18 protein-coding genes, 3 tRNA genes and 1 pseudogene are annotated in these 20,327 nt (G+C 42.3%); 16 read left to right on the top strand and 6 right to left on the bottom strand.

Annotated elements, in window-relative coordinates; genetic code table 11:
• Window positions 1–341: 341 nt before the first annotated feature.
• On the top strand, window positions 342–980 hold the full coding sequence (pdxH, locus tag C2M33_RS14960; RefSeq protein WP_055020972.1) for a pyridoxamine 5'-phosphate oxidase: 639 nt from the start codon (window positions 342–344) through the stop codon (window positions 978–980).
• Window positions 981–1,754: a TatD family hydrolase gene (locus C2M33_RS14955; RefSeq protein ID WP_063703369.1), complete on the top strand. Its 774-nt coding sequence runs from the start codon at window positions 981–983 to the stop codon at window positions 1,752–1,754.
• Here C2M33_RS14955 and C2M33_RS14950 read toward each other — a convergent pair.
• The gene (locus tag C2M33_RS14950) at window positions 1,721–2,341 is read right to left on the bottom strand and encodes an AhpA/YtjB family protein (protein WP_054560826.1); all 621 of its coding nucleotides are present in this window, start codon (window positions 2,339–2,341) and stop codon (window positions 1,721–1,723) included. The genes C2M33_RS14955 and C2M33_RS14950 overlap by 34 nt on opposite strands.
• Window positions 2,342–2,466: 125 nt before the next feature.
• Here C2M33_RS14950 and serB point away from each other — a divergent pair, with 125 nt between their 5' ends.
• The gene (gene serB / locus C2M33_RS14945) at window positions 2,467–3,486 is read left to right on the top strand and encodes a phosphoserine phosphatase SerB (RefSeq protein ID WP_105174810.1); all 1,020 of its coding nucleotides are present in this window, start codon (window positions 2,467–2,469) and stop codon (window positions 3,484–3,486) included.
• On the opposite strand, the gene C2M33_RS14940 is transcribed toward serB, so the two are convergent.
• A complete protein-coding gene (locus tag C2M33_RS14940; RefSeq protein ID WP_063703374.1) occupies window positions 3,469–5,949 on the bottom strand; it encodes a PilZ domain-containing protein in 2,481 nt (826 codons plus the stop codon). The genes serB and C2M33_RS14940 overlap by 18 nt on opposite strands.
• Window positions 5,950–6,303: 354 nt before the next feature.
• Here C2M33_RS14940 and radA point away from each other — a divergent pair, with 354 nt between their 5' ends.
• Entirely contained in the window at window positions 6,304–7,689 is a 1,386-nt protein-coding gene (gene radA, locus C2M33_RS14935; RefSeq protein ID WP_063703376.1) for a DNA repair protein RadA, read from the top strand.
• A 50-nt stretch (window positions 7,690–7,739) separates the two neighbouring features.
• Window positions 7,740–8,672 carry a hypothetical protein gene (locus tag C2M33_RS14930; protein WP_063703378.1) on the top strand — a complete coding sequence of 311 codons (933 nt, stop codon included), beginning with the start codon at window positions 7,740–7,742 and terminating at the stop codon, window positions 8,670–8,672.
• Window positions 8,673–8,698: 26 nt separating this feature from the next.
• On the opposite strand, the gene C2M33_RS14925 is transcribed toward C2M33_RS14930, so the two are convergent.
• Both C2M33_RS14925 and srmB read right to left on the bottom strand, forming a co-directional pair.
• Entirely contained in the window at window positions 8,699–9,037 is a 339-nt protein-coding gene (locus C2M33_RS14925; RefSeq protein WP_063703380.1) for a BON domain-containing protein, read from the bottom strand.
• 215 nt (window positions 9,038–9,252) lie between these two features.
• Complete coding sequence (gene srmB / locus C2M33_RS14920) at window positions 9,253–10,485, bottom strand: ATP-dependent RNA helicase SrmB (RefSeq protein WP_063703382.1); 1,233 nt, start codon at window positions 10,483–10,485, stop codon at window positions 9,253–9,255.
• Window positions 10,486–10,561: 76 nt separating this feature from the next.
• On the opposite strand from srmB, the gene C2M33_RS14915 reads away from it, so the two are divergent.
• Complete coding sequence (locus C2M33_RS14915) at window positions 10,562–11,260, top strand: tRNA1(Val) (adenine(37)-N6)-methyltransferase (RefSeq protein WP_105174809.1); 699 nt, start codon at window positions 10,562–10,564, stop codon at window positions 11,258–11,260.
• On the opposite strand, the gene C2M33_RS14910 is transcribed toward C2M33_RS14915, so the two are convergent.
• Window positions 11,261–11,698: a hypothetical protein gene (locus tag C2M33_RS14910; protein ID WP_063703387.1), complete on the bottom strand. Its 438-nt coding sequence runs from the start codon at window positions 11,696–11,698 to the stop codon at window positions 11,261–11,263. It abuts the gene before it with no gap.
• A gap of 104 nt (window positions 11,699–11,802) precedes the next feature.
• On the opposite strand from C2M33_RS14910, the gene C2M33_RS14905 reads away from it, so the two are divergent.
• On the top strand, window positions 11,803–12,231 hold the full coding sequence (locus C2M33_RS14905; RefSeq protein ID WP_063703389.1) for a DUF2147 domain-containing protein: 429 nt from the start codon (window positions 11,803–11,805) through the stop codon (window positions 12,229–12,231).
• Window positions 12,232–12,274: 43 nt separating this feature from the next.
• Here C2M33_RS14905 and fldB read toward each other — a convergent pair whose 3' ends face one another.
• Window positions 12,275–12,796, bottom strand: coding sequence for a flavodoxin FldB (gene fldB / locus C2M33_RS14900; protein ID WP_063703534.1), 522 nt, complete (start codon window positions 12,794–12,796; stop codon window positions 12,275–12,277).
• Window positions 12,797–12,924: 128 nt separating this feature from the next.
• Between fldB and xerD the strand changes: the two genes are divergently transcribed.
• The 9 genes and pseudogenes from xerD (at window position 12,925) to C2M33_RS14855 (ending at window position 20,112) form a co-directional block, all read left to right on the top strand.
• Window positions 12,925–13,812: a site-specific tyrosine recombinase XerD gene (gene xerD, locus C2M33_RS14895; RefSeq protein WP_229677541.1), complete on the top strand. Its 888-nt coding sequence runs from the start codon at window positions 12,925–12,927 to the stop codon at window positions 13,810–13,812.
• Window positions 13,813–13,871: 59 nt separating this feature from the next.
• Window positions 13,872–14,606, top strand: coding sequence for a bifunctional protein-disulfide isomerase/oxidoreductase DsbC (gene dsbC / locus C2M33_RS14890; RefSeq protein ID WP_063703393.1), 735 nt, complete (start codon window positions 13,872–13,874; stop codon window positions 14,604–14,606).
• Window positions 14,607–14,682: 76 nt separating this feature from the next.
• Window positions 14,683–16,405, top strand: a pseudogene (recJ, locus tag C2M33_RS14885) (single-stranded-DNA-specific exonuclease RecJ).
• A gap of 143 nt (window positions 16,406–16,548) precedes the next feature.
• Window positions 16,549–17,647, top strand: a protein-coding gene (prfB, locus tag C2M33_RS14880) for a peptide chain release factor 2 (protein WP_105174807.1) whose coding sequence is annotated in 2 segments (ribosomal slippage) — window positions 16,549–16,623 and window positions 16,625–17,647 — 1,098 coding nt in all. Because the reading frame shifts where the segments join, the coding sequence is not laid out codon by codon here.
• Window positions 17,648–17,673: 26 nt separating this feature from the next.
• The gene (gene lysS / locus C2M33_RS14875; protein WP_063703397.1) at window positions 17,674–19,209 is read left to right on the top strand and encodes a lysine--tRNA ligase; all 1,536 of its coding nucleotides are present in this window, start codon (window positions 17,674–17,676) and stop codon (window positions 19,207–19,209) included.
• Between the two features lie 252 nt (window positions 19,210–19,461).
• Window positions 19,462–19,659, top strand: a complete 198-nt coding sequence (locus C2M33_RS14870) for a hypothetical protein (RefSeq protein ID WP_063703399.1) — start codon at window positions 19,462–19,464, stop codon at window positions 19,657–19,659.
• Window positions 19,660–19,771: 112 nt separating this feature from the next.
• Window positions 19,772–19,864, top strand: a tRNA-Ser gene (locus C2M33_RS14865).
• 38 nt (window positions 19,865–19,902) lie between these two features.
• Window positions 19,903–19,979: transfer RNA gene (locus C2M33_RS14860), tRNA-Arg, on the top strand.
• 56 nt (window positions 19,980–20,035) lie between these two features.
• A tRNA-Arg gene (locus tag C2M33_RS14855) sits at window positions 20,036–20,112 on the top strand.
• Window positions 20,113–20,327: the final 215 nt, after the last annotated feature.

Genomic DNA, 20,327 nt, shown 5'->3' with positions numbered 1-20,327 from the left:
CGTATGCTCCTTGGCATAAATAAACTCACTGCCTTGCTAGCACTCCTACACTTGCAGATGATGCGCTTTGTAGGTTGGGTAGAGCGCAGCGAAACCGAGTATAAATCGCAGGCCCTAGACTCTAGGCGCTAGGGGAGTAGCTTGTAGAACCTAGAACCTAGCTTCGTAGGTTGGGTAGAGCGCAGCGAAACCCAACAAATTGACAGTTCAACAACCTTGATTAATCTTTAGCTGATAGCTGATAGCTGATAGCTGATAGCTGATAGCTGATAGCTGATAGCTGATAGCTGATAGCTGATAGCTGATAGCTGATAGCTGATAGTAGCGATAGAGGGAATTTTATGAAACTTGAAGATATTCGCCGTGAATATTTACAGGATGGTTTATCTGAAGACATGCTTGATGCATCTCCAATCAAGCAGTTTGAAAAATGGCTTGAACAAGCTGTTGCCACTAATTTGCCTGATCCTACGGCGATGGTCGTTGCAACGGTTGATGAACATGGTCAGCCTTCGCAGCGTATCGTGCTGTTAAAGCATCTTGATGAAAATGGTTTTGTGTTTTTTACCAATACTGGCTCGCGCAAGGCGCAGGAGCTCAAAGGTAATAACAAAATCTCTCTGCACTTTCCATGGCACCATATGGAGCGACAAGTCATTGTTTATGGTGAAGCTAAACCTTTACCAACAACGGCTGTGGCTAAGTACTTTTTATCGCGTCCTAAAGAAAGCCAGTTAGCAGCATGGGCATCTCAGCAGAGTCGTCCTGTGTCATCACGTAAGGTATTAATGGAAACATTTGCGAAAATGAAGCAAAAGTTTTCTGAGGGTGAAATTCCATTGCCTGATTTTTGGGGAGGCTACTGTGTTGAGCCTACTAAAATCGAATTTTGGCAAGGCGGTGCACACCGCTTACACGACCGCTTTATGTATCAACGCCAAGCCGATGGCAGTTGGCAGTTTGGTCGCTTAAATCCGTAAATGCGTTTTATCGATTCCCACTGTCACCTTGATTTTAGCGAATTTGATGAAACTCGCACAGAGCTCATCACAGCATGCAAGCAAGAAGGGATCGAGCATTTTATTGTGCCGGGCGTGAGCTTGGCACAATCTACAAAACTATTATCGTTTGCTAAATCAGAGCCAAGTATTTCAATTGCTTTAGGCTTACATCCTTATTTTTTATCTGAACACCAAACTCATCATCTCGCTGAACTGGAGCAGTTAGCAAAAAACCATTCAGGGCAGTTTATTGCCATCGGCGAGTGCGGACTTGATCGCAGTATCGACAACCTCGATAAGCAAACACAGCTTTTTGAAGGGCAAATAGAGCTTGCCAATCAACTCGCTCTACCACTGATTGTGCATCACAGACAAAGCCATGATTTAATTGCTCGCTCATTTAAGCGCTGCAAGCCAAAGTTTGGTGGTGTAATTCATGCCTTCTCAGGCTCAGAACAACAAGCTCAGAGTTATATTAAACAAGGGTTTAAACTTGGTGTCGGTGGTGTAATAAGTTACCCGCGCGCTGCTAAAACTCGTAAAGTCATAAACGCAATTCAGCCACAGCATTTAGTGCTTGAAACCGACTCGCCATCAATGCCGTTAGCTGGCTTTCAAGGCCAAGTTAATACGCCGCTAAAGGTGCGTGATGTATTCACTTATTTATGTGAGCTTAAAGGCGCGACAGGGGATGCAAAGCAGCAATTGGCTGCTGAACTTTATGATTCTTGCTCAGCGCTTTTTTTGATGTAACGGTTGATTTGCCAGTGTTTTAAACCGCGCCCTAGCTGCCAAGTAAAAATACAGGTGATCACTAACATTAATAATACTTGGCGACCTAAATCATGAAAACTACTGTGGCTGGTTGCAATAGAAGCCTGCGTTAAATAGGTAATTGACACAAAACCAATTGGTCTTTCATCATCACTTATCACTGGCTCTACAAATGGGGTTTTGAGTTTGCTAATACCCGGCGTTGAATCGGGTAATAAACCAAAGGTGTGGTGACTTTGCCAATTATCGCTGGCAGCAATTTGGATACCTTGTTGATCGTAAATCGTTGCCGCTAACACATACTCATCTTCAGCAATATGATTACATAACGCATTTAACTCGGGTTTGTTTTTTTCTTGCAGTGGGGTTTTTGCATTTAGTGCCATAAACTTGGTTAAGCTTATCGCTGTGCTGTCAGCGCTATCATAAAGTAATTGGTGGCTTTGAAAGCTACTATTCATGGCAACCCAACTTAACAGCACAAAACAGGCCGCAGCCAAGCTTAAACGCACAACACGTTGGCGATAAGTGGCTGAAAAGGGAATTTTAAGTTGGTTATTTTTCATAGTCACCGTATACGTTACTGACAGCTTTTAAATTTGATGGTACAACATGATAACTTTAACAGCCCCTTGAGTGCGAGTAGCAAATGCACGACCAAGGACAGACATAAGTCTAATGTGGAGCCACTATGTCACAGCTTAGCTTAGCTGCTACACCTTCAGCAAATTTAGCAGAACAAATCAGCCTAAATTGCTGGTATAAAATTGAAAACAAACACCTTATTACAACAGACTTTACGCCAAAAGCAAATCAAGGCGTGTTTAGTGTTGCCTTTGGTAATGAGCTTAATGCTGAGCAATTGCTTGCGATTAGCGAATTTTTAGCAGCGCAAGGGGCTAGCAATTTATCGCTTTGTTGCTATCAGCCAATTGCCGATTTGCCAGCAGCGTGGAGCTTTCATAGCGATACAACAAGCGTACTAAGTCCGCTGGTATTAGTTGAGTTTGCTAAGCAATTGGGGATTCAACTGGTGCAATTAACGAATCCACCCACGGTGAATGAACCAGGTTTATTACTAATGGATATGGACTCAACAGCCATTACTATTGAGTGTATCGACGAAATTGCGCGCCTTGCCGATGTGTATGACGAAGTTGCCGCTGTAACCGCGCAAGCTATGGCCGGGCAGCTCGACTTTGCACAAAGCTTAAAGCAGCGTGTCGCGAAGCTTGAGGGCATCGATGTAGATTTAATTGACGGCTTAAAAGCGCGTTTACCGCTTATGCCGGGCGTGAGTGAATTATGCCAATACCTAAAAGCGCATAACTGGCATTTAGCAATCGCATCGGGTGGCTTTGTGCCTTTTGCAGAGCAAGTGCAGTCACTGCTTGATTTAGATGAAGTGCATGCGAATACTCTCGAATTTAAAGATAACCGTTTAACAGGCAAGGTGATAGGCACAATTGTTGATGCAGAAGAAAAAGCCCGTGTACTTAAACGAATCGAACAAAAGCTGACTTTAAATAACCGCCAAACTGTTGCCATGGGTGATGGTGCTAATGATTTAAAAATGATGGCTGCGGCAGGGCTTGGTGTTGCTGTGCACGGTAAACCGAAAGTGGTTGAGCAAGCACAAACTGCAATTAATGAAGGTTCATTACTGCAAGTTGCTTACTTACTCACTCTCCCGTTAGATTACTCGCTTTAACCAAGTTGCTTTGCGTTTACTCATTTCCGTGATCAGCCTTTGGTCAATATCAAAATGGGTAAGCGCTTCTTCGGTTATATCAATCAAATCACCCACACCGGCTACTGCCCATAGCGCTTCTTCTAGGTCTTTTGCTTTGTGTAATGCGTACTGACTAATATATTTCAGCTCATTCGCTAAGTAATCAATATCTGGGCGGCCAGTCCGTGACACATACAAGCGAAACACAAAGACTAAATCGTTTTTCAGCGCTTTTTTCACAAACAAAGTTTGTGGTTTGTAGTCATCTTCACTAATACAACGACTGGTAATTGCATCGCTGATCACAGCTTGGCGCGGATCAAAGCGAACAAACAGGGTAAATGGTAAGGGGGGATCTTGGCGACTGCGGTCTTTGATTAATGGGGTGATCACCTCAGAGATTTGATCCGTTGATAAGAATCCATCAATGCTGGTTGTCTCATTTAATAACGCAAAGTTTTGCAGCAATACATGAAGAGGGCTAGGGTATAAGCCTTGGCCAATAGCGCCAGCTTTAAAGTGAGCTGCTTCTTTGTGTAAATAAAACGGAAATTGGCATACGCTTTTGGTCACCATATTTCTAAGTGCGGTCGATAATCCCGGAATTTTTGGGGTTTCTTCACAAACACGTAATTTGTCTTTGTTGTTATCGATTAATACAGTAAAAAACTTAATTGCCATATGGGGTAAGTCACCAATACGATGCACTTTTAAGTTCACTGTTGTCAGTGATTTACTCACTGCCATCACTTCATAAGCCAAATTTGTTAAATCATGCTTTTTGGTAATTTTTTGCAAATCAGGCAAGTTTAACTTAATGATATCGCCTTTTTTGAACTCAACCGGATGGTCACACTCTATTTGTAAGCCCATCACAGATAAGTCACGGGTGTGGCCCGTGATAAGCTCTTCACCTTGAGTAATAGAGACTGCGGTTTTGTACAAGTAGCGTTTATGTGCCCGAAGGTTCACATATTCAAGCGCCACTGGCTCTAAATGAGGAGGCGTTTTATGTTTGCTGTGACCAAATTGCTTAAGCTGATTTACTGCATCTTTATTGTAATCAAGTTGCTGGTACGTTTGTTGCTCAAACTTAGTGCCGATCGAGGTCAATATCAGTAGGTATTTAACATCTTTGATCAGCCCTTGCACCCGTGGTGTAGGGGGCTTATTAAGTTTTTCGATATTTTTACCAGCACTACTAGGTAGAGATAACGGAATGTATGAATCTTCCGGGTGGCTTGGCATCAACTGAAGCTTAAAGCATTGCCAGCTGTCTTTTTGGCTACCAAATCCGAGGAATAAATCTCTCAGTTGTGGCTGACTCTCAAGCTCAGTTCGAGTGGCTGAATAATAATAAATCTTGCCCGCTACGGTGTGAGTGAAGGTATACAGGTATTCTTCTTTTACGGCATCGGGTGAGCTGAGTAGATGACCTAAGCGCTGCTGATTGATAATGCTATATAAGCATGACAACTTACGTTCATCACAAAAATAGCGCTGAATAAAAATATTATTCTCAGTAGTGAGCGCAAGGCTAGGGTAAAGCTTATCGCCTTGTAAGCTTAAAAAAGTGTAAAACGAGGTAACACGTGGAATGTAGTATTGCTCGTAGCCTTTCGATACAACTGCATCCAGGGTATTGTCTAAGTTCACTTTATAGCGACGTTTGTTGCCATGAATAAAGCTTTCTAAGAACTCATCAAACTTTTCATTATTTTCAATAAAAGTGCGTTTTAAGCGTACATGATTGTACTCACGAGAGACTTTTTCTACCGCAACTACTTCATATTGAATACCGTTTTTTAAGCCCAGCTCAAAGTCTTGTTCTAGGCCGACTAAGCGCAGACCAATTAATTGGCCTTTTTTAACTTGATAGCGAGGCGCTAATTTTATTTTCGCACCACTTAGGGAAATATCCGAGGTAGATGCCGCAACTTTACTGTCTTTATCAAGCTCAACGGTGATTTTAATTGAATAGTTCATCCGCTCTTCGCGGCGACTTTCATAGGATGCAAACTTAATAACCTTGGCAGATTGTTCTGGGGCTGTACTATCGTCCGTTAACGCTTGTTCTGCGGCTTTTTTTTGCATCACTCGGTGATTATTTTCGGTGTTCATTACCGCTTCGTAAACGGCAAGTGTGTAACCACCGTGGCGTTTTATAGCATCTTCAAACACTTCAATGGCGGTATCGTCCATAAAGTGTTGCTTGCCATCATATTCGTAGGGTTTGACTTGTCCGGTTACTTGACCACGTAAATCAATAAAGCGTGCCACTGGCTGAGATAAGCGCGACATTTCCATTTTGATCAGAAACTGCTCTGGCTTAGTTAAGCTAGCTGTCTTTGATTTAAACAGTTTGTCGAACTGGGGAGTGCCTAAATGTGCCTTTAGTTCTTCAACTAGGCTTTCATATTTAAGCAGTATGTCTTCAGCCATTTATAAAACCATCACCGTCTATCTAAAAAAGTAGGTATACTAACGGGCTATTTAAAGCCAAAGCAGTGTAACTACTTTTTTATTTTATTCGTTATTGTTATATGTATTCGCCAATTAAATGGCAAGCACTGTAAAGTTTTATTTGTAAGCAAAAACTGTGCCCTTAACTATTTCTTAATTAAGCACTTAGCTAAATTAAGCGTTTTTCAGGGGGTCAAGTTACAACATATTATCTTTTGTGATTATAAAAATGACTCTCACTTAATCGTCTGAGTCATAAGTTTTACTTTAGCTATTATATGCTTGAAAATACAGAAATAGTCACAAATCAGCTACAAAAATAGGTAAGGCCGAATGGCAAAATCAGCAAAAATCGAATTTGTCTGCACTGAGTGCGGCATGAACTATCAGCGTTGGCAAGGACAGTGTAAATGCGGAGCATGGAATACGCTGGCAGAATTTAAGCCTTCAGCAGGGCAATCAAAACAAGCGGCAAGCCGTGCGGTAGTGGCAGGTTATGCCGGTATCGCAGGCGGTGGCTCAAAGAAAATAAATGAAGTGGCAACCACTGAGGCCGAAAAACGCCTTACCGAAATCGGCGAGCTAGACAGAGTATTGAGCGGTGGTGTAACGACAGGTTCAGTTAACATTATCTCTGGCGACCCTGGCGCTGGTAAAACTACCTTGCTCTCAGATTTAGTTGCACGTATGTCAAAACTGATGCCGTCTTTATACTGTACAGCTGAAGAGTCTCTATCGCAGTTCAAAAACCGTGTGAATCGCCTACGTTTAGATTACAACGAAGACGAGCTTTACTTACTGTCTGAAACCAGCGTTGAAGCCATCATTGAAGAACTTGATAAAAACAAAATCAAGTTCGCGGTGATTGACTCAATTCAGGCTGTGGTAACAGAAACGGCAAATGGTAGCCCAGGCTCGCCATCGCAGGTTAAAAGTGCAGCGCAAGCTTTAACACAATATTGTAAGCAAAATGATGTAACTATGTTCATCATTGCCCATGTAAACAAAAATAACGAAATTGCAGGGCCGCAAACACTCGTGCATATCGTTGATGCTTTATTGCATATCGATACCAACGATGGGCAAATCAGAACTTTACGTGCTAATAAAAACCGTTTTGGCGATATCGACACCGTGGGTATTTTCAGAATGTGTGAGCGCGGAATGCTGAGCGTTGATAACCCAAGTGAAATCTTTTTGTCAGGCTCGAGTACTGAATCTCCGGGCTCTGCAATCACCTGTATCCGTAAAGGTAACCGTAATTTACTACTCGAAATCCAATGTTTAACCACAGAAACCGAAGCTGAATTCCCGCAGCGAGTATGTGTTGGTTTAAACATGAACCGCATCAAGATGCTGACGGGCATTTTGCGTAAGCACACAAAAACAAAAATCTTTCACGACACTTTTTTCAACATTGTCGGTGGCTTAAAAATCGATGAGTCAGAAACCTGTATCGATTTAGCATTAGTAACAGCGTTATTAAGCAGCTTGAACGAATTTGTTGTACCCCGCACCACCTGTATTATGGGCGAGCTAAGTTTAAATGGTGATGTAAGACCAATCGACAGTGGCGTACCTCGAGTCAAAGAAGCTGCTCAGCATGGTTTTACCGAGATTTTTATCCCGCATCGCAATTACCATAAATCAATGGAAGGCCTTGGGGCGAAGATCACGCCGGTGAAAACGGTGCATGAACTATTGTCGTTAATAAACTAAATACAATTTGATACACTGATAAAAAAATTACACCAATTAAAGGAAATAAAATGAAGAAGTTAATTATTGCAGCGGTTGTTGCTGCGGCTGTCGGTGGCGTGGCTTACGCAAATTACGCAGCGACACAGGAAGTGAAAAAGGTGGTTGATAAGCAAATTAGTGCGTTATCAATTCAAAGCGGTGTAGATATTAAATACAGTGATATCTCAGCAAGTATTTTTGATAGCAGCATGCAGTTATCTGATATCACTGTTTCAAATAGTTTAAGTAATGAGCCAGTTGCAACTATCGACAGCATTGATGTGTCAGGTTATGAAGTTGATGCGATACCACCGCACACAGGCTTTGTGATGACTAACTTTCGTTTTAGCGATGAGTTCTTAGCGCAGCTACCAGAAAACTCAAATAACAAGCTAGCATCAACAAGCTATAACGTAAATTCATCACTTGATTACAATAAAGACTCAGGCGACAGTGACTTTGCACTTAAAGTGACTGCGAATGAGGTGGCTGATGTGAATTTCAATCTTGGTTTAGCTAAAACCACAGCGTTAATGGAAGCATCACTTGCTGCGAGTCAAATGCAAAATGAAGCAGCGGATGGCCAGCTAACCTTAGAGCAGCAATTACAACAGCAATCAAAGATGATGGCAGCACTCACTCAGTTAGAGCCGCGCCGTATTAATCTGTCGATAGCTGATGAAGGTGAGCTTAAAGCCGTGGTCGATAGCTTCTTAACTTCGCAAGGTATGACGCATGAGCAATTTAAGCAAGTGGTAGCTATGCAATTACAGCAAGTTCCTGTGAGTGAAGAACTTGCGGCAGCGATCACTAATTTTGTGAATGGCTTATCGTCTTTCTCTGTGTCGGCAAAATTACCTGAAGGTAAAGGCATGATGGAGATTAATCAGCAAATTCAAATGCTGATGGGTCAACCAGAAGAGCTTGCGAAATTTATCAACCTGCAAGCAAGCGGCGCATAATCTCAAGCCCCTCTGTAAATCTAGCCTTAAAGTGATGGGTGATTGAGCTTACTCACTTTAAGGTTGTTTTTTATCTGCATCACACCTTGGCTATGCTCTAAAAATTTTTGTGCTAAAGCTCTTTGAAAGCCTGTTTCTGCAATGCCTTTTAGTTCAACAGTATCACCATCAACAATCACTTGTAGGTTTTCAATTCGAAAATTAGGATTGCTTGTTAATTTCTGCAGTGCCATTTGTTGTAAGCGCGGTTGAGCCGATGTACTAGTCGTTAGCACGCTAGTATTGGCGCTTACGTTCGTTGCGCATGCAAGTAAAAAAATACAGCTTAATGATGTAAGTACTACGGTTAATTTGAAGCGGCTCATACAATTCCCTCGTTAATGTAGTCTGCTGTGAACTATTGCTGAACCAGTTACAATTATCATTCCAATATTTAACTTGTTGATTTTAATTGGTTTTATTTGAATTAATGGGGTGAGGGGGAATAAAGTGTGAACTAATTACACACTCATTAGGTAAAAAGGGTAGGGTACAAAAATGCCGAGGCAAGCTCGGCATTTTTTCAGTAAGGGTAATAAAGCTACTTTTTCTTCTTCGCTTTAGCTTTGGCTTTTTTCTTAGCCTTCATTTTTACTGGATCTTTTTTCTTTTTAGAGGGAATTTTTGCTTCTTTGTGCTGTGGCTCAAAGCCTTTAATCACTCGGCGTTTAAGCTTTTGCTCTATGTAGCGCTCAACCTTGCCTAAAATTGCCACGTCGTGTGCTTCAACAAATGAAATCGCAATACCTTTTTTACCAGCGCGGCCAGTACGGCCAATACGGTGTACGTAAACGTCTGCGGTACGAGGCATATCAAAGTTGATAACATGGCTGATATCAGCAACATCAATACCACGTGCAGCCACATCCGTTGCAACTAAGATATTATTGCGACCTGAGTGAAAATTTTCCATCGCTTTCATGCGTTTATCTTGTGGCATTTCACCGCGTAACCAAGCAACACGAAGGCCTTCGTTGTTTAATTCACCAATTAATGTTTCTAAGCGCTCACGAGTTTTAACAAACACAATCGCTTTATGAATGTCGTCACCATTTAACGTTTCAACCAACATTTTAAGTTTGTGGTCGTAGTCATCCGCAAGGTGAACCCATTGGTGGATTTTGCCTTTCTCTTTACGTGAAGATTCGGCTTCAAGGAGTGCCGGATCGTTTAAGATACGCTCCGCAAATAACTCTACGCTGTCACCTTCAAGGGTGGCTGAGAATAAGAAACATTGGCGACGGTTACGTGCTTCATCACAAATACGAAGCATTTCTTTACGAAAACCCATGTCTAACATGCGGTCAGCTTCATCAAGAATAAGCACCTCAACATTTTCAGCATGGAAGTTCTCTGTTTCAAGGTACTCCATTAAACGCCCTGGTGTGGCAATGAGAATGTCGTTATTGCTTTCGAATATTTCTCTGTGTGTCCCGTAGTTTATACCACCTGTCACAACCCCAATTTTAAGATGAGTTTGTGCTGCAAGTAATTCGCATTGCTCATGAATTTGATAAGCAAGTTCACGGGTTGGCGTCATGATCAATACGCGCGCAAAGCCAGGATCGCGACGTGGGAAATCAAGCAAGTATTGAATTGCAGGGATCAAAAACGCGGCTGTTTTACCCGTACCAGTAGGGGCAGATGCCAAAATATCACGACCTTGAAGAGCTTCAGGGATCGCTTGTTGTTGAATACTGGTTGGCGTATCAAAACCCATTTTATTAATGGCATTTAACAGCTTGTTATCGATATCAAATTCAGAAAATTGCATAGAGTGACATAAATAGAGGACAATTGAGCCTAATTATACGCGTTAACGCGGCTGTGGTGAATGAAAAGGTGAAAAAATGTCAGGCTTTGTGTTTAAACAATTTACGGTAACGCAAACACGCACGGCGATGAAAGTGTCGACCGATGGTATTTTGTTAGGTGCATGGGCTGATATAAATAAAGCTAAGCGCATTTTAGATATAGGCACAGGCACTGGATTACTGGCGCTTATGGCAAAACAAAGAGTGTCTGATGCAAGTGTGAGTGCCATTGAAATAGACACGGGTGCCTGCAGTGATGCCCGAGATAACTTTGCCGCTAGCCCTTGGCCAGAAATAAACCTTTTCGAAGGAGCAGTACAGTCGTTTAGCGCAGCAGAGCCTTTTGATGCGATCATCACCAATCCACCGTATTTTAATGGGAGCCTAAAAGGTGAAAATGATGCTCGAAATACTGCCCGTCATACTGACGGCCTTAGCTTCAGCGAATTGATAGAAGCGTGTACTAGGATTAGCCACGGCAAAACGCTTTTGAATGTGATTTTGCCTTGCGTAGAGGCAAAACAATTCATTGCGGTAGCTGAGCAGGCAGGCTGGTACTTAAATCGCCATTGCTTGGTCCGTACTACCGAGAAAAAACAACCAAGTCGCAGCTTGTTGCTACTCAGCCAAAACAACGGCGAATGTGATACATCATCGTTAACCATACATGCAGCTGATGGCAGCTATAGCCAAGATTATAAAGAGCTATGTAAAGCTTTTTACCTAAACATGTAATTATATCTGTGATTTTTGTATGGAAGGTGGTTGTAATTGCATGACTTCATCAAGCTGAATTTGCTGAACATATTCAAGCTCTAATAGGGCGTCTAACACGGCTTTACTGTGCGACTTTTCTATTTCGGCGCTGCAAAAATCAATAATGCTAAAGCGGCGTTTGATTAGCAGACCTTTGATGTCAGGTAAAGGCTCTGTGGTTTCAATTAGTACGCGGGTTGTTGGGCAAGGGTCGGCATAGCCTGAGCGTAATAACTTTTTTAAATTAAACAAGTTATCATCAAGCCGACCTAGTTCAATGGCGGCTTTAGCGCTATCAGGAATAAATAATGGCTCAGCAAAGCGATTTATTTTTATTTCGCCAATGGCGTTTATTGTGGCAACCTGATTACTGTCGTAACTGACAATATCACCGGTAATTAATGTGAATTGACTCATTGTGTTCCCTCGCAATGTGTTGTCTTTGTATGATCATAACAAAATGGTGTGATTAACCAAGCCCTGTTATAGTGCCAATGTCTTAAATTTTATACGAGTTTTTTATGTTACGTTTATCAATTGCTTTATCTGCCTTATTATTTTCTCAATTGAGCTTTGCCGCAATGACGCCTGTGGGTCTTTGGAAAACCATTGACGAAGAAACCAATGAAGCGAAATCTTTAGTACGTATTAGTGAGCAAAATGGTGTATTGGTTGGCAGTGTCGAAAAAATCCTTAACCCAGCTAAACAAGATGCAATCTGCGAAAAGTGTAAAGGTGATAAGAAAAATCAGCCTATTTTAGGGTTACAAATTATTGAAGGTGCTAAAGATGCTGGTGATGGTAGCTGGCAAGAGGGTGAAATTTTGGACCCAAACAATGGTAAAACCTATACCCTTAAACTAACTCCACAAGAACAAGGCAAGGTACTTGAAGTACGCGGTTATATTGCGTTTTTCTATCGTAATCAATATTGGCAACGCGTTGAATAACCATTAAAAAAGCCAAGCAATGCTTGGCTTTTTTATTCATGATTTACAAACTTTCGCTGTACTCAGTCATGACCTGTTCAACCCAGCTTGCAATACGCTCATCGCTGAGCTCGTATTGGCTGTCTTCATCAAGGGCTAGGCCTACAAATTGTTTGCCATCTTCGCTGAGTGCTTTTGAAGCCTCAAATTCATAGCTTGCATCGTTAGGCCATTTACCAAGCAAGGTAATGCTTTGATCACAAATTTCATCGTGTAACATGCCAAGTGCATCTTGGAACCACTGACCATAACCTTGTTGATCGCCCATACCAAACAGAGCCACGGTTTTGCCGTTTAGGTTAACATCTTTAATGTCGTCCCAAATTGATTCCCAATCTTCTTGCAACTCACCAAAATCCCAAGTTGAAATGCCGAAGATAACAAAATCAAATTGCTCTGCATTTTTTAATGGTTCATCTTTGATATTGTGAAGGCTCACGATGTCGTGACCAATAATATCGCGAATTTTCTCGGCTGCTATTTCTGTGTAGCAGGTTGTAGAACCATAAAATAAACCAATCTGCATCGTATTTATCACTGTGTATTTGCCTGATATGATAGGCGTAAGTTTACCGTAAGGTATAATCAATTGATACCTTGATAAGGATGAGAGTACGCGTGGCTGATAATAATTCACAAGCCCAAAAAGGTGTAATGACAGCAAATAACGCCGAACATTTAGAGTTATTTTTAGATACGCTGTATCTTGAGCAAGGAGTTAGCGAAAATACATTAGCCGCTTATCGCAGTGACCTTGAAAAGTTTTGCCAATTTTTAAAAGATAAAGACCTACTGGCTGTCCGCTCAGATGATATTGAAGCGTATTTAGCATACCGTGTTGATTTAGGACTGAAGTCGCGCAGCACAGCGCGTAGCATCAGCGCGCTGAAGCGTTTTTATCAGTATTTTGTGCGCGAAAAAGCCATTGCCGATTCGCCGATGGTCAATATTGCTCAGCCAAAAGCTGGGCAGTCATTACCAAAAACACTGTCAGAAGCAGAAGTAGAAGCACTGCTTGCAGCCCCAGATATAGAAGATGCAATGGGGCTTCGTGATAAAGCCATGCTGGAGCTGTTATATGCCACAGGGCTTCGTGTCACTGAGCTGGTGGGACTTAGAATGGAGCAAATTAATTTGCGTCAAGCGGTGGTTTTTGTAAAAGGTAAGGGTAATAAAGAGCGCTTAGTTCCCCTAGGTGAAGAAGCGATGTACTGGCTTGAGCAGTTTTTAAAAGTGGGCCGTTCGCAAATGATTAAACATGCCACTGACTTTGTGTTCCCATCTAAGCGCGGGATTGGCATGACACGACAAACTTTTTGGCATCGCATCAAACACTATGCTATTTTGGCATCAGTTGAATCGCCGTTATCACCGCATACGCTCAGACACGCGTTTGCAACGCATTTGCTTAATCATGGGGCGGACCTTAGAGTCGTGCAAATGATGTTAGGTCACAGTGACTTATCAACAACACAAATTTATACCCATGTAGCGAATGAAAGATTGAAGTCGGTACACGAGCAACATCATCCACGTGCTTAGTGCAAGATTTTTAAAGATGTACCGGTCTATATAAAAAATGATCAGGATATAGGATATTTATGAAAAAGTTAGTTTTAGCCACAGCACTACTAGGCACAAGCTTAAATGTGTTTGCCAATGGCGTATCAACAACAGACGCTGCTGATGCCCCGATTATTGCTAAGTTTGCTGAATTAGGCGTAACCGTTAAGCAAATCAATCCAAGCCCAGTGGCAGGCCTTAAAGAACTAATTACTGACAAAGGCGTGCTGTATGCAAGCCCTGACGGTCAATTTCTAATGCAAGGAACACTGATTGACCTTAATAACCGAGTCAATCTAACAGAACATGCACTGAGCGATGTACGTAAAGAAGGCATTGCTGAGTACGAAGATTCGATGATCGTTTATAAAGCGAAAAACGAAAAGCATTCAATCACGGTATTTACCGATATCAGCTGTGGTTACTGCCGTAAGTTACACCGTGAACTTGATGATTTCTTAGAAGCGGGTATCACCGTTAAATACCTTGCTTTTCCACGTGGTGGTTTACGTGGTAAAGGTTACCAAGATTTAATGAATGTATGGTGTGCTAAAGACCCTGCTGAAGCATTAACAGAAGCAAAAGCGGGTGCAGAAGTCGCTGCAGTGCCTGGTTGTAACGCACCAATTGCAGAGCACTATCAACTAGGTCAAAGCTTTGGTATGTCGGGTACTCCAGCAATTATTTTAGAAGATGGCACCATGATCCCAGGTTATCAATCAGCTGCGCAAATTAGCCAAGCGCTTGATGCCTTACCAAAAACATCTTCATAACTGATTTTTTAACGAAAAGGCCTATTTGTCGTAGGCCTTTTTTATTTGTCTTAAGCTAAGAAGTACCGTTTCCGACATGGAAAAAATAATTCAAGCTCGTCCTCGTGTTGATGATTCGCATCTACCACACCATTTACACCCTGTAATTAAGCAAATATATGCGACTCGTCAGGTGCAAAATGCCACCGAACTCGATAACAGTGCTGCGACATTACATGACTTTAAGTTGTTTAAAGATATCGACAAAGCTGTAGTGCTATTGCAACAAGCCCTCGCAGCTCAAAGTCGCGTGTTAATCGTCGGAGACTTTGATGCCGATGGCGCAACCAGCACAGCAACCTTAATGCAAGGTCTTGCTATGTTCGGCTTAAAGAACCTTGATTACTTGGTACCAGACAGATTCAGCCTAGGTTATGGCTTAAGTCCTGCGCTTGCTGAGCAAATAGTGACTATGCAACCCGAGCTGGTGATCACTGTTGATAACGGTATTTCATGTATTGATGGCATTGCCATTGTAAAGCAAGCGGGTATTAAGGTGCTGGTTACAGATCACCATTTGCAAGGTGAAGCCCTACCAGATGCCGACGCTATCGTGAATCCGAATCGCCAATGATTGTCAGTTTCCATCGAAATCGATAGCTGGCGTTGGGGTTGCTTTTTATCTGCTCATTGCTTTACGTAGCCACTTACGTGAACAAGGATATTTTCAGCATCAGCCAATGCCAAATTTGGCTGAGTTACTTGATATTGTAGCCCTTGGTACCGTGGCCGATGTGGTCGCGCTTGATGCCAATAACCGTACCTTAGTTCACCAAGGTTTAGCACGTATTCGTAGTGGTAAAACACGCCCAGGTATTAGTGCTCTCATTGAAGTGGCAAATCGCAATGCAGCCCGTTTAAGTGCCAGTGACTTTGGCTTTTCATTGGCGCCACGCTTAAATGCAGCAGGGCGTTTAGATGATATGAGTTTAGGTATAGCCTGCTTGTTATCTAATGATATAAACCAAGCACGCCGAATTGCCGGTGAGCTCGACAGCCTCAATCATGAGCGCCGTGAAATAGAGCAGGGCATGCAAACGGAGGCACAAGCTGTGCTTGACCGTTTAGCATTTAAAACTGAGTCAGTACCTGATGCCATTTGTTTATATCAAGCTGATTGGCATCAAGGTGTCATTGGTATTTTGGCTGGCCGCTTAAAAGAAAAGTATCACCGTCCTACGATTATTTTTGCCGCTGGCGATAATGGCGAAATCAAAGGCTCTTGCCGCTCTATTGAAGGGCTGCATATGCGAGACTTACTCGAGCGAGTAAATACACTCTATCCGCATTTGATCAGTAAATTTGGTGGTCATGCTATGGCGGCCGGACTGAGTATCAATGAGCAGTGTTTTACTGAATTTAAAACCGTGTTTGAGCAAATGGTGACAGACACACTCACTGAGGAGCATAAGCAAAGTATTTTACTTACCGATGGTGAATTACCTAATGAGTGCTTTTCGATGGAATTTGCCAACTTACTAAAAAATGCCGGCCCCTGGGGACAGCAATTTCCAGAACCAGTGTTCGAACATGTATTTGAAGTAATACAGCAGCGCATTGTTGGTGAAAAACACTTAAAACTGGTTTTAAAACATCAATCTGGACGGTTAGTTGATGGCATTGCCTTTGGTGTTGATGTGCGTGCATGGCCAGATACCGAAGTGCGTTATGTGAAAGCTGCTTATCAACTCGATATAAATGAATTCCGTGGTAAATTCTCGCTACAGTTGATTATTCGAGAGCTACAAAAAGCGACATAAAAATATCGTTATAATCGACATAAAAGGCTAATAAAACGCTCGGTTTTTTGTTAAAATCGGGCGTTTTTAATATTTGTAGATAATTTACCGTATTTATTGTCGATATCGGTGCGCGGTAAATCAGCCATTTTGGAGTAATGTACATGTTTGAAGTGAATCCTGTGATTAATCAAATCAAGGAAATTCGCGAACGTACTGAACTGCTTCGGGGGTACCTTTGACTACCCTCTTAAGAAAGAGCGGTTAGAAGAAGTTAACGCAGAACTTGAAGATTCAGCAGTGTGGAATGAGCCAGAGCGAGCTCAAGCACTTGGCCGTGAAAAGTCGGCACTCGAAGCTATCGTTGAGACCATTGATAATCTAGTGTCAGGTACCGAAGATGTTGAAGGGTTAGTCGAGCTTGCTGTTGAAGCTGAAGATGAAGAAACCTTCGCTGAAGCTGAAGCTGAATTAGGCGATTTAAACGCACAGCTTAAAAAGCTAGAGTTCCGTCGTATGTTCTCAGGCGACCATGACCAAAACGATGCTTACCTTGATTTACAATCAGGTTCTGGCGGCACTGAAGCCCAAGACTGGTGTAACATGCTACTGCGTATGTATTTACGTTGGGGTGAAGCAAAAGGCTTTAAAGTTGAACTTGTTGAAGCAACTGATGGTGATGTGGCTGGTATCAAGGGCGCAACTGTGCGCTTCATGGGCGAATATGCATACGGTTGGTTACGTACAGAAACAGGTGTTCACCGTTTAGTGCGTAAGAGCCCGTTCGACTCAAGTGGTCGTCGTCATACCTCGTTTGCATCGGCATTCGTTTACCCAGAAATCGACGATAATATCGAAATTGATATTAATCCGGCAGACTTACGTATTGACGTTTACCGTGCATCAGGCGCAGGTGGTCAGCACGTAAATACAACAGAGTCAGCGGTTCGTATTACCCATATACCAACCAATACGGTTGTACAGTGCCAAAACGAGCGTTCACAGCACAAGAATAAAGACCAAGCAATGAAGCAGTTAAAAGCGAAGTTGTTTGAACTCGAAATTCAAAAGCAAAATGCTGAGAAACAAAGCCAAGAAGATGCTAAATCTGATATTGGCTGGGGTAGTCAAATTCGTTCATACGTACTTGATGACTCGCGCATTAAAGACTTACGTACCGGCGTTGAAAACCGTAATACACAAGCGGTTCTTGACGGCGACTTAGATAAATTTATTGAAGCCAGCCTTAAATCTGGCCTATAACCACCAAGCTAAAAAAGAGCTAAAAAATGACTGATCAAATCCAAGACGAAAATAAGTTAATCGCTGAGCGTCGTGGCAAATTAGACGCAATCCGCGAAAATTGCCCAGCCAACGGTCATCCAAACCAATTCCGTCGTGAACATTACACGGCTGATTTGCAAGCTGAGTTTGGTGATAAATCGAAAGATGAATTAGTTGCTGAGCAGCACGTTGTATCAGTAGCAGGTCGTATCCTTGCTAAACGTGGTCCTTTCCTTGCGTTACAAGACATGAAAGGCCAAATTCAAGCGTACGCGTCAAAAGACGTACAAAAAGAATTAAAAGCAAAATACGGTCAACTTGATATCGGTGACATCATCGGTGTTAAAGGCGCACTAAATAAATCTGGTAAAGGCGACCTATACGTTGAAATGACAGAGTATGAGTTACTGACTAAGTCATTACGCCCGTTACCTGAAAAATTCCACGGTTTATCTGACCAAGAAACTAAATACCGTCAACGTTATGTTGACTTAATTACTAATGAAGCGACACGTGAAACCTTCCGTATTCGCTCAAAAGTTGTTGAAGGTATCCGTCGTTTCTTAGCAGATCGTGACTTCATGGAAGTTGAAACACCTATGCTACAAGTGATCCCAGGTGGTGCGTCTGCTCGTCCATTCGTAACACACCACAATGCACTTGATATCGACATGTACTTACGTATTGCTCCTGAGCTTTACTTAAAACGTCTAGTTGTGGGTGGCTTTGAGCGTGTATTCGAAATCAACCGTAACTTCCGTAACGAAGGTTTATCAACGCGTCATAACCCAGAATTCACAATGATCGAATTCTACCAAGCATACGCTGACTACATTGACCTGATGAACATCACTGAAGACATGCTACGTACTGTTGCGACAGACGTACTTGGTTCACCAATTGTTGTAAACACAACTAAAAACGAAAATGGTGAAGTGGTAGATTCAGTAGAGTACGATTTTGGTCAACCTTTTGCTCGTTTAACAATGAGCGAAGCTATCCTTAAGTACAACCCAGACTTTGATGCTGCAGTATTTAATGACCCTGAAAACCATTTTGAAGAGCTTAAAGCGTACGCGAAGCAAGTACACGTTAAGATCCCAGAAAACTGCGTATGGGGCCCAGGCAAGTTCTTATGTGAAATCTTCGAAGAGACTGCTGAGCATAAGTTAATTCAACCGACTTTCATTACCGCTTACCCGTGGGAAGTATCTCCACTTGCACGTCGTAACGATGAAAACCCATTTGTAACTGACCGTTTCGAATTCTTCGTAGGTGGTCGTGAATTAGCGAATGGTTTCTCTGAGCTTAACGATGCACAAGATCAAGCTGAACGTTTTGCGCGTCAAGTTGAAGAGAAAGACGCCGGTGATGATGAAGCAATGCACTACGACGAAGATTACATTCGTGCGTTAGAGTACGGCTTACCGCCAACAGCGGGTGAGGGTATTGGTATCGACCGTCTAGTGATGTTATTTACTGACTCACCAACAATTAAAGACGTGATCCTGTTCCCACACATGCGTCCTCAAGCTGATTAATCAGCTAAAAGTCTTGAAAACGCCGCTTTTTAGCGGCGTTTTTGTTATCAGAAATTTCTGATTTTTATTGCGTGTAACTTAACTACTAAAATGTAATTACCTGATCTAAAAAGGAATGCTGAATTAGTCTTCCAACAAAGTTACTAAGTTGTAAAATTTTTCTACAAATCCCAAGGCCAATAGTATTATTTTTAGCCAAAATATGACATCATTGCGCAATTCTCGTTCAATGCATAAATGGACTTAATAATAATGACAAAAAAGCCTTCGCAGTTGCCAACAGATACAAATAAAAGCGAGCATCAGCGTGAAGTTTTTTACCGTGCCTGCATCGCCGAATTCCAACAATTGGGCTATCAAGATCAATATCTCGCAGAGTTAACTGATGAATTGATCCCATTGACGGGTCTTGAGCCATTGAGTGATAAAGAAAAAACGGCGAAAGGCTAGACAAAACTGAGTTGTTTTTGTTCGTAGTGGACAATCTATAACCATCTATACGATTTTCCTTGAAAAGTGTTTGACATATTTTCTGAAATCTTTATTATACGCCCCACAAGACGGAGAGGTGGCCGAGTGGCCGAAGGCGCTCCCCTGCTAAGGGAGTATAGGGTTTGTAGCTCTATCGAGGGTTCGAATCCCTCCTTCTCCACCATTTTTCCTAAAATGGCATGTCTTGAAAGTAATATGTGTGGACGCGTAGCTCAGCTGGATAGAGTACCTGGCTACGAACCAGGCGGTCGGAGGTTCGAATCCTCCCGCGTCCGCCACTTTTTACTTTAACTCTTGCTAAGAGAATAAATTAGCAATATTCAAATGTGCGTGTGGACGCGTAGCTCAGCTGGATAGAGTACCTGGCTACGAACCAGGCGGTCGGAGGTTCGAATCCTCCCGCGTCCGCCATATTTGAAACTCACATCGAGTATAAAGATACAAATTTGGTCGGAGGTTCACTCTTTCAAGAGACGTCCCGCAACCACCATATTTGAAAACTCATATCGAGTATAAAGATACAAATTTGGTCGGAGGTTCACTCTTTCAAGAGACGTCCCGCGTCCGCCATATTTGAAACTCATATCGAGTATAAAGATAAAATCATTGCAAGATTATAAAATGCA

It is taken from the genome of Pseudoalteromonas sp. T1lg122 (assembly GCF_002964825.1).
Lineage (GTDB): Bacteria > Pseudomonadota > Gammaproteobacteria > Enterobacterales > Alteromonadaceae > Pseudoalteromonas > Pseudoalteromonas gelatinilytica.
This window is presented reverse-complemented; position numbering and strand designations above follow the sequence as displayed.

Coding starts and splice junctions, on each gene's coding strand:
- pdxH (WP_055020972.1), top strand. CDS start 342: ATGAAACTTGAAGATATTCGCCGTGAATATTTACAGGATGGTTTATCT.
- C2M33_RS14955 (WP_063703369.1), top strand. CDS start 981: ATGCGTTTTATCGATTCCCACTGTCACCTTGATTTTAGCGAATTTGAT.
- C2M33_RS14950 (WP_054560826.1), bottom strand. CDS start 2,341: ATGAAAAATAACCAACTTAAAATTCCCTTTTCAGCCACTTATCGCCAA.
- serB (WP_105174810.1), top strand. CDS start 2,467: ATGTCACAGCTTAGCTTAGCTGCTACACCTTCAGCAAATTTAGCAGAA.
- C2M33_RS14940 (WP_063703374.1), bottom strand. CDS start 5,949: ATGGCTGAAGACATACTGCTTAAATATGAAAGCCTAGTTGAAGAACTA.
- radA (WP_063703376.1), top strand. CDS start 6,304: ATGGCAAAATCAGCAAAAATCGAATTTGTCTGCACTGAGTGCGGCATG.
- C2M33_RS14930 (WP_063703378.1), top strand. CDS start 7,740: ATGAAGAAGTTAATTATTGCAGCGGTTGTTGCTGCGGCTGTCGGTGGC.
- C2M33_RS14925 (WP_063703380.1), bottom strand. CDS start 9,037: ATGAGCCGCTTCAAATTAACCGTAGTACTTACATCATTAAGCTGTATT.
- srmB (WP_063703382.1), bottom strand. CDS start 10,485: ATGCAATTTTCTGAATTTGATATCGATAACAAGCTGTTAAATGCCATT.
- C2M33_RS14915 (WP_105174809.1), top strand. CDS start 10,562: ATGTCAGGCTTTGTGTTTAAACAATTTACGGTAACGCAAACACGCACG.
- C2M33_RS14910 (WP_063703387.1), bottom strand. CDS start 11,698: ATGAGTCAATTCACATTAATTACCGGTGATATTGTCAGTTACGACAGT.
- C2M33_RS14905 (WP_063703389.1), top strand. CDS start 11,803: ATGTTACGTTTATCAATTGCTTTATCTGCCTTATTATTTTCTCAATTG.
- fldB (WP_063703534.1), bottom strand. CDS start 12,796: ATGCAGATTGGTTTATTTTATGGTTCTACAACCTGCTACACAGAAATA.
- xerD (WP_229677541.1), top strand. CDS start 12,925: ATGACAGCAAATAACGCCGAACATTTAGAGTTATTTTTAGATACGCTG.
- dsbC (WP_063703393.1), top strand. CDS start 13,872: ATGAAAAAGTTAGTTTTAGCCACAGCACTACTAGGCACAAGCTTAAAT.
- lysS (WP_063703397.1), top strand. CDS start 17,674: ATGACTGATCAAATCCAAGACGAAAATAAGTTAATCGCTGAGCGTCGT.
- C2M33_RS14870 (WP_063703399.1), top strand. CDS start 19,462: ATGACAAAAAAGCCTTCGCAGTTGCCAACAGATACAAATAAAAGCGAG.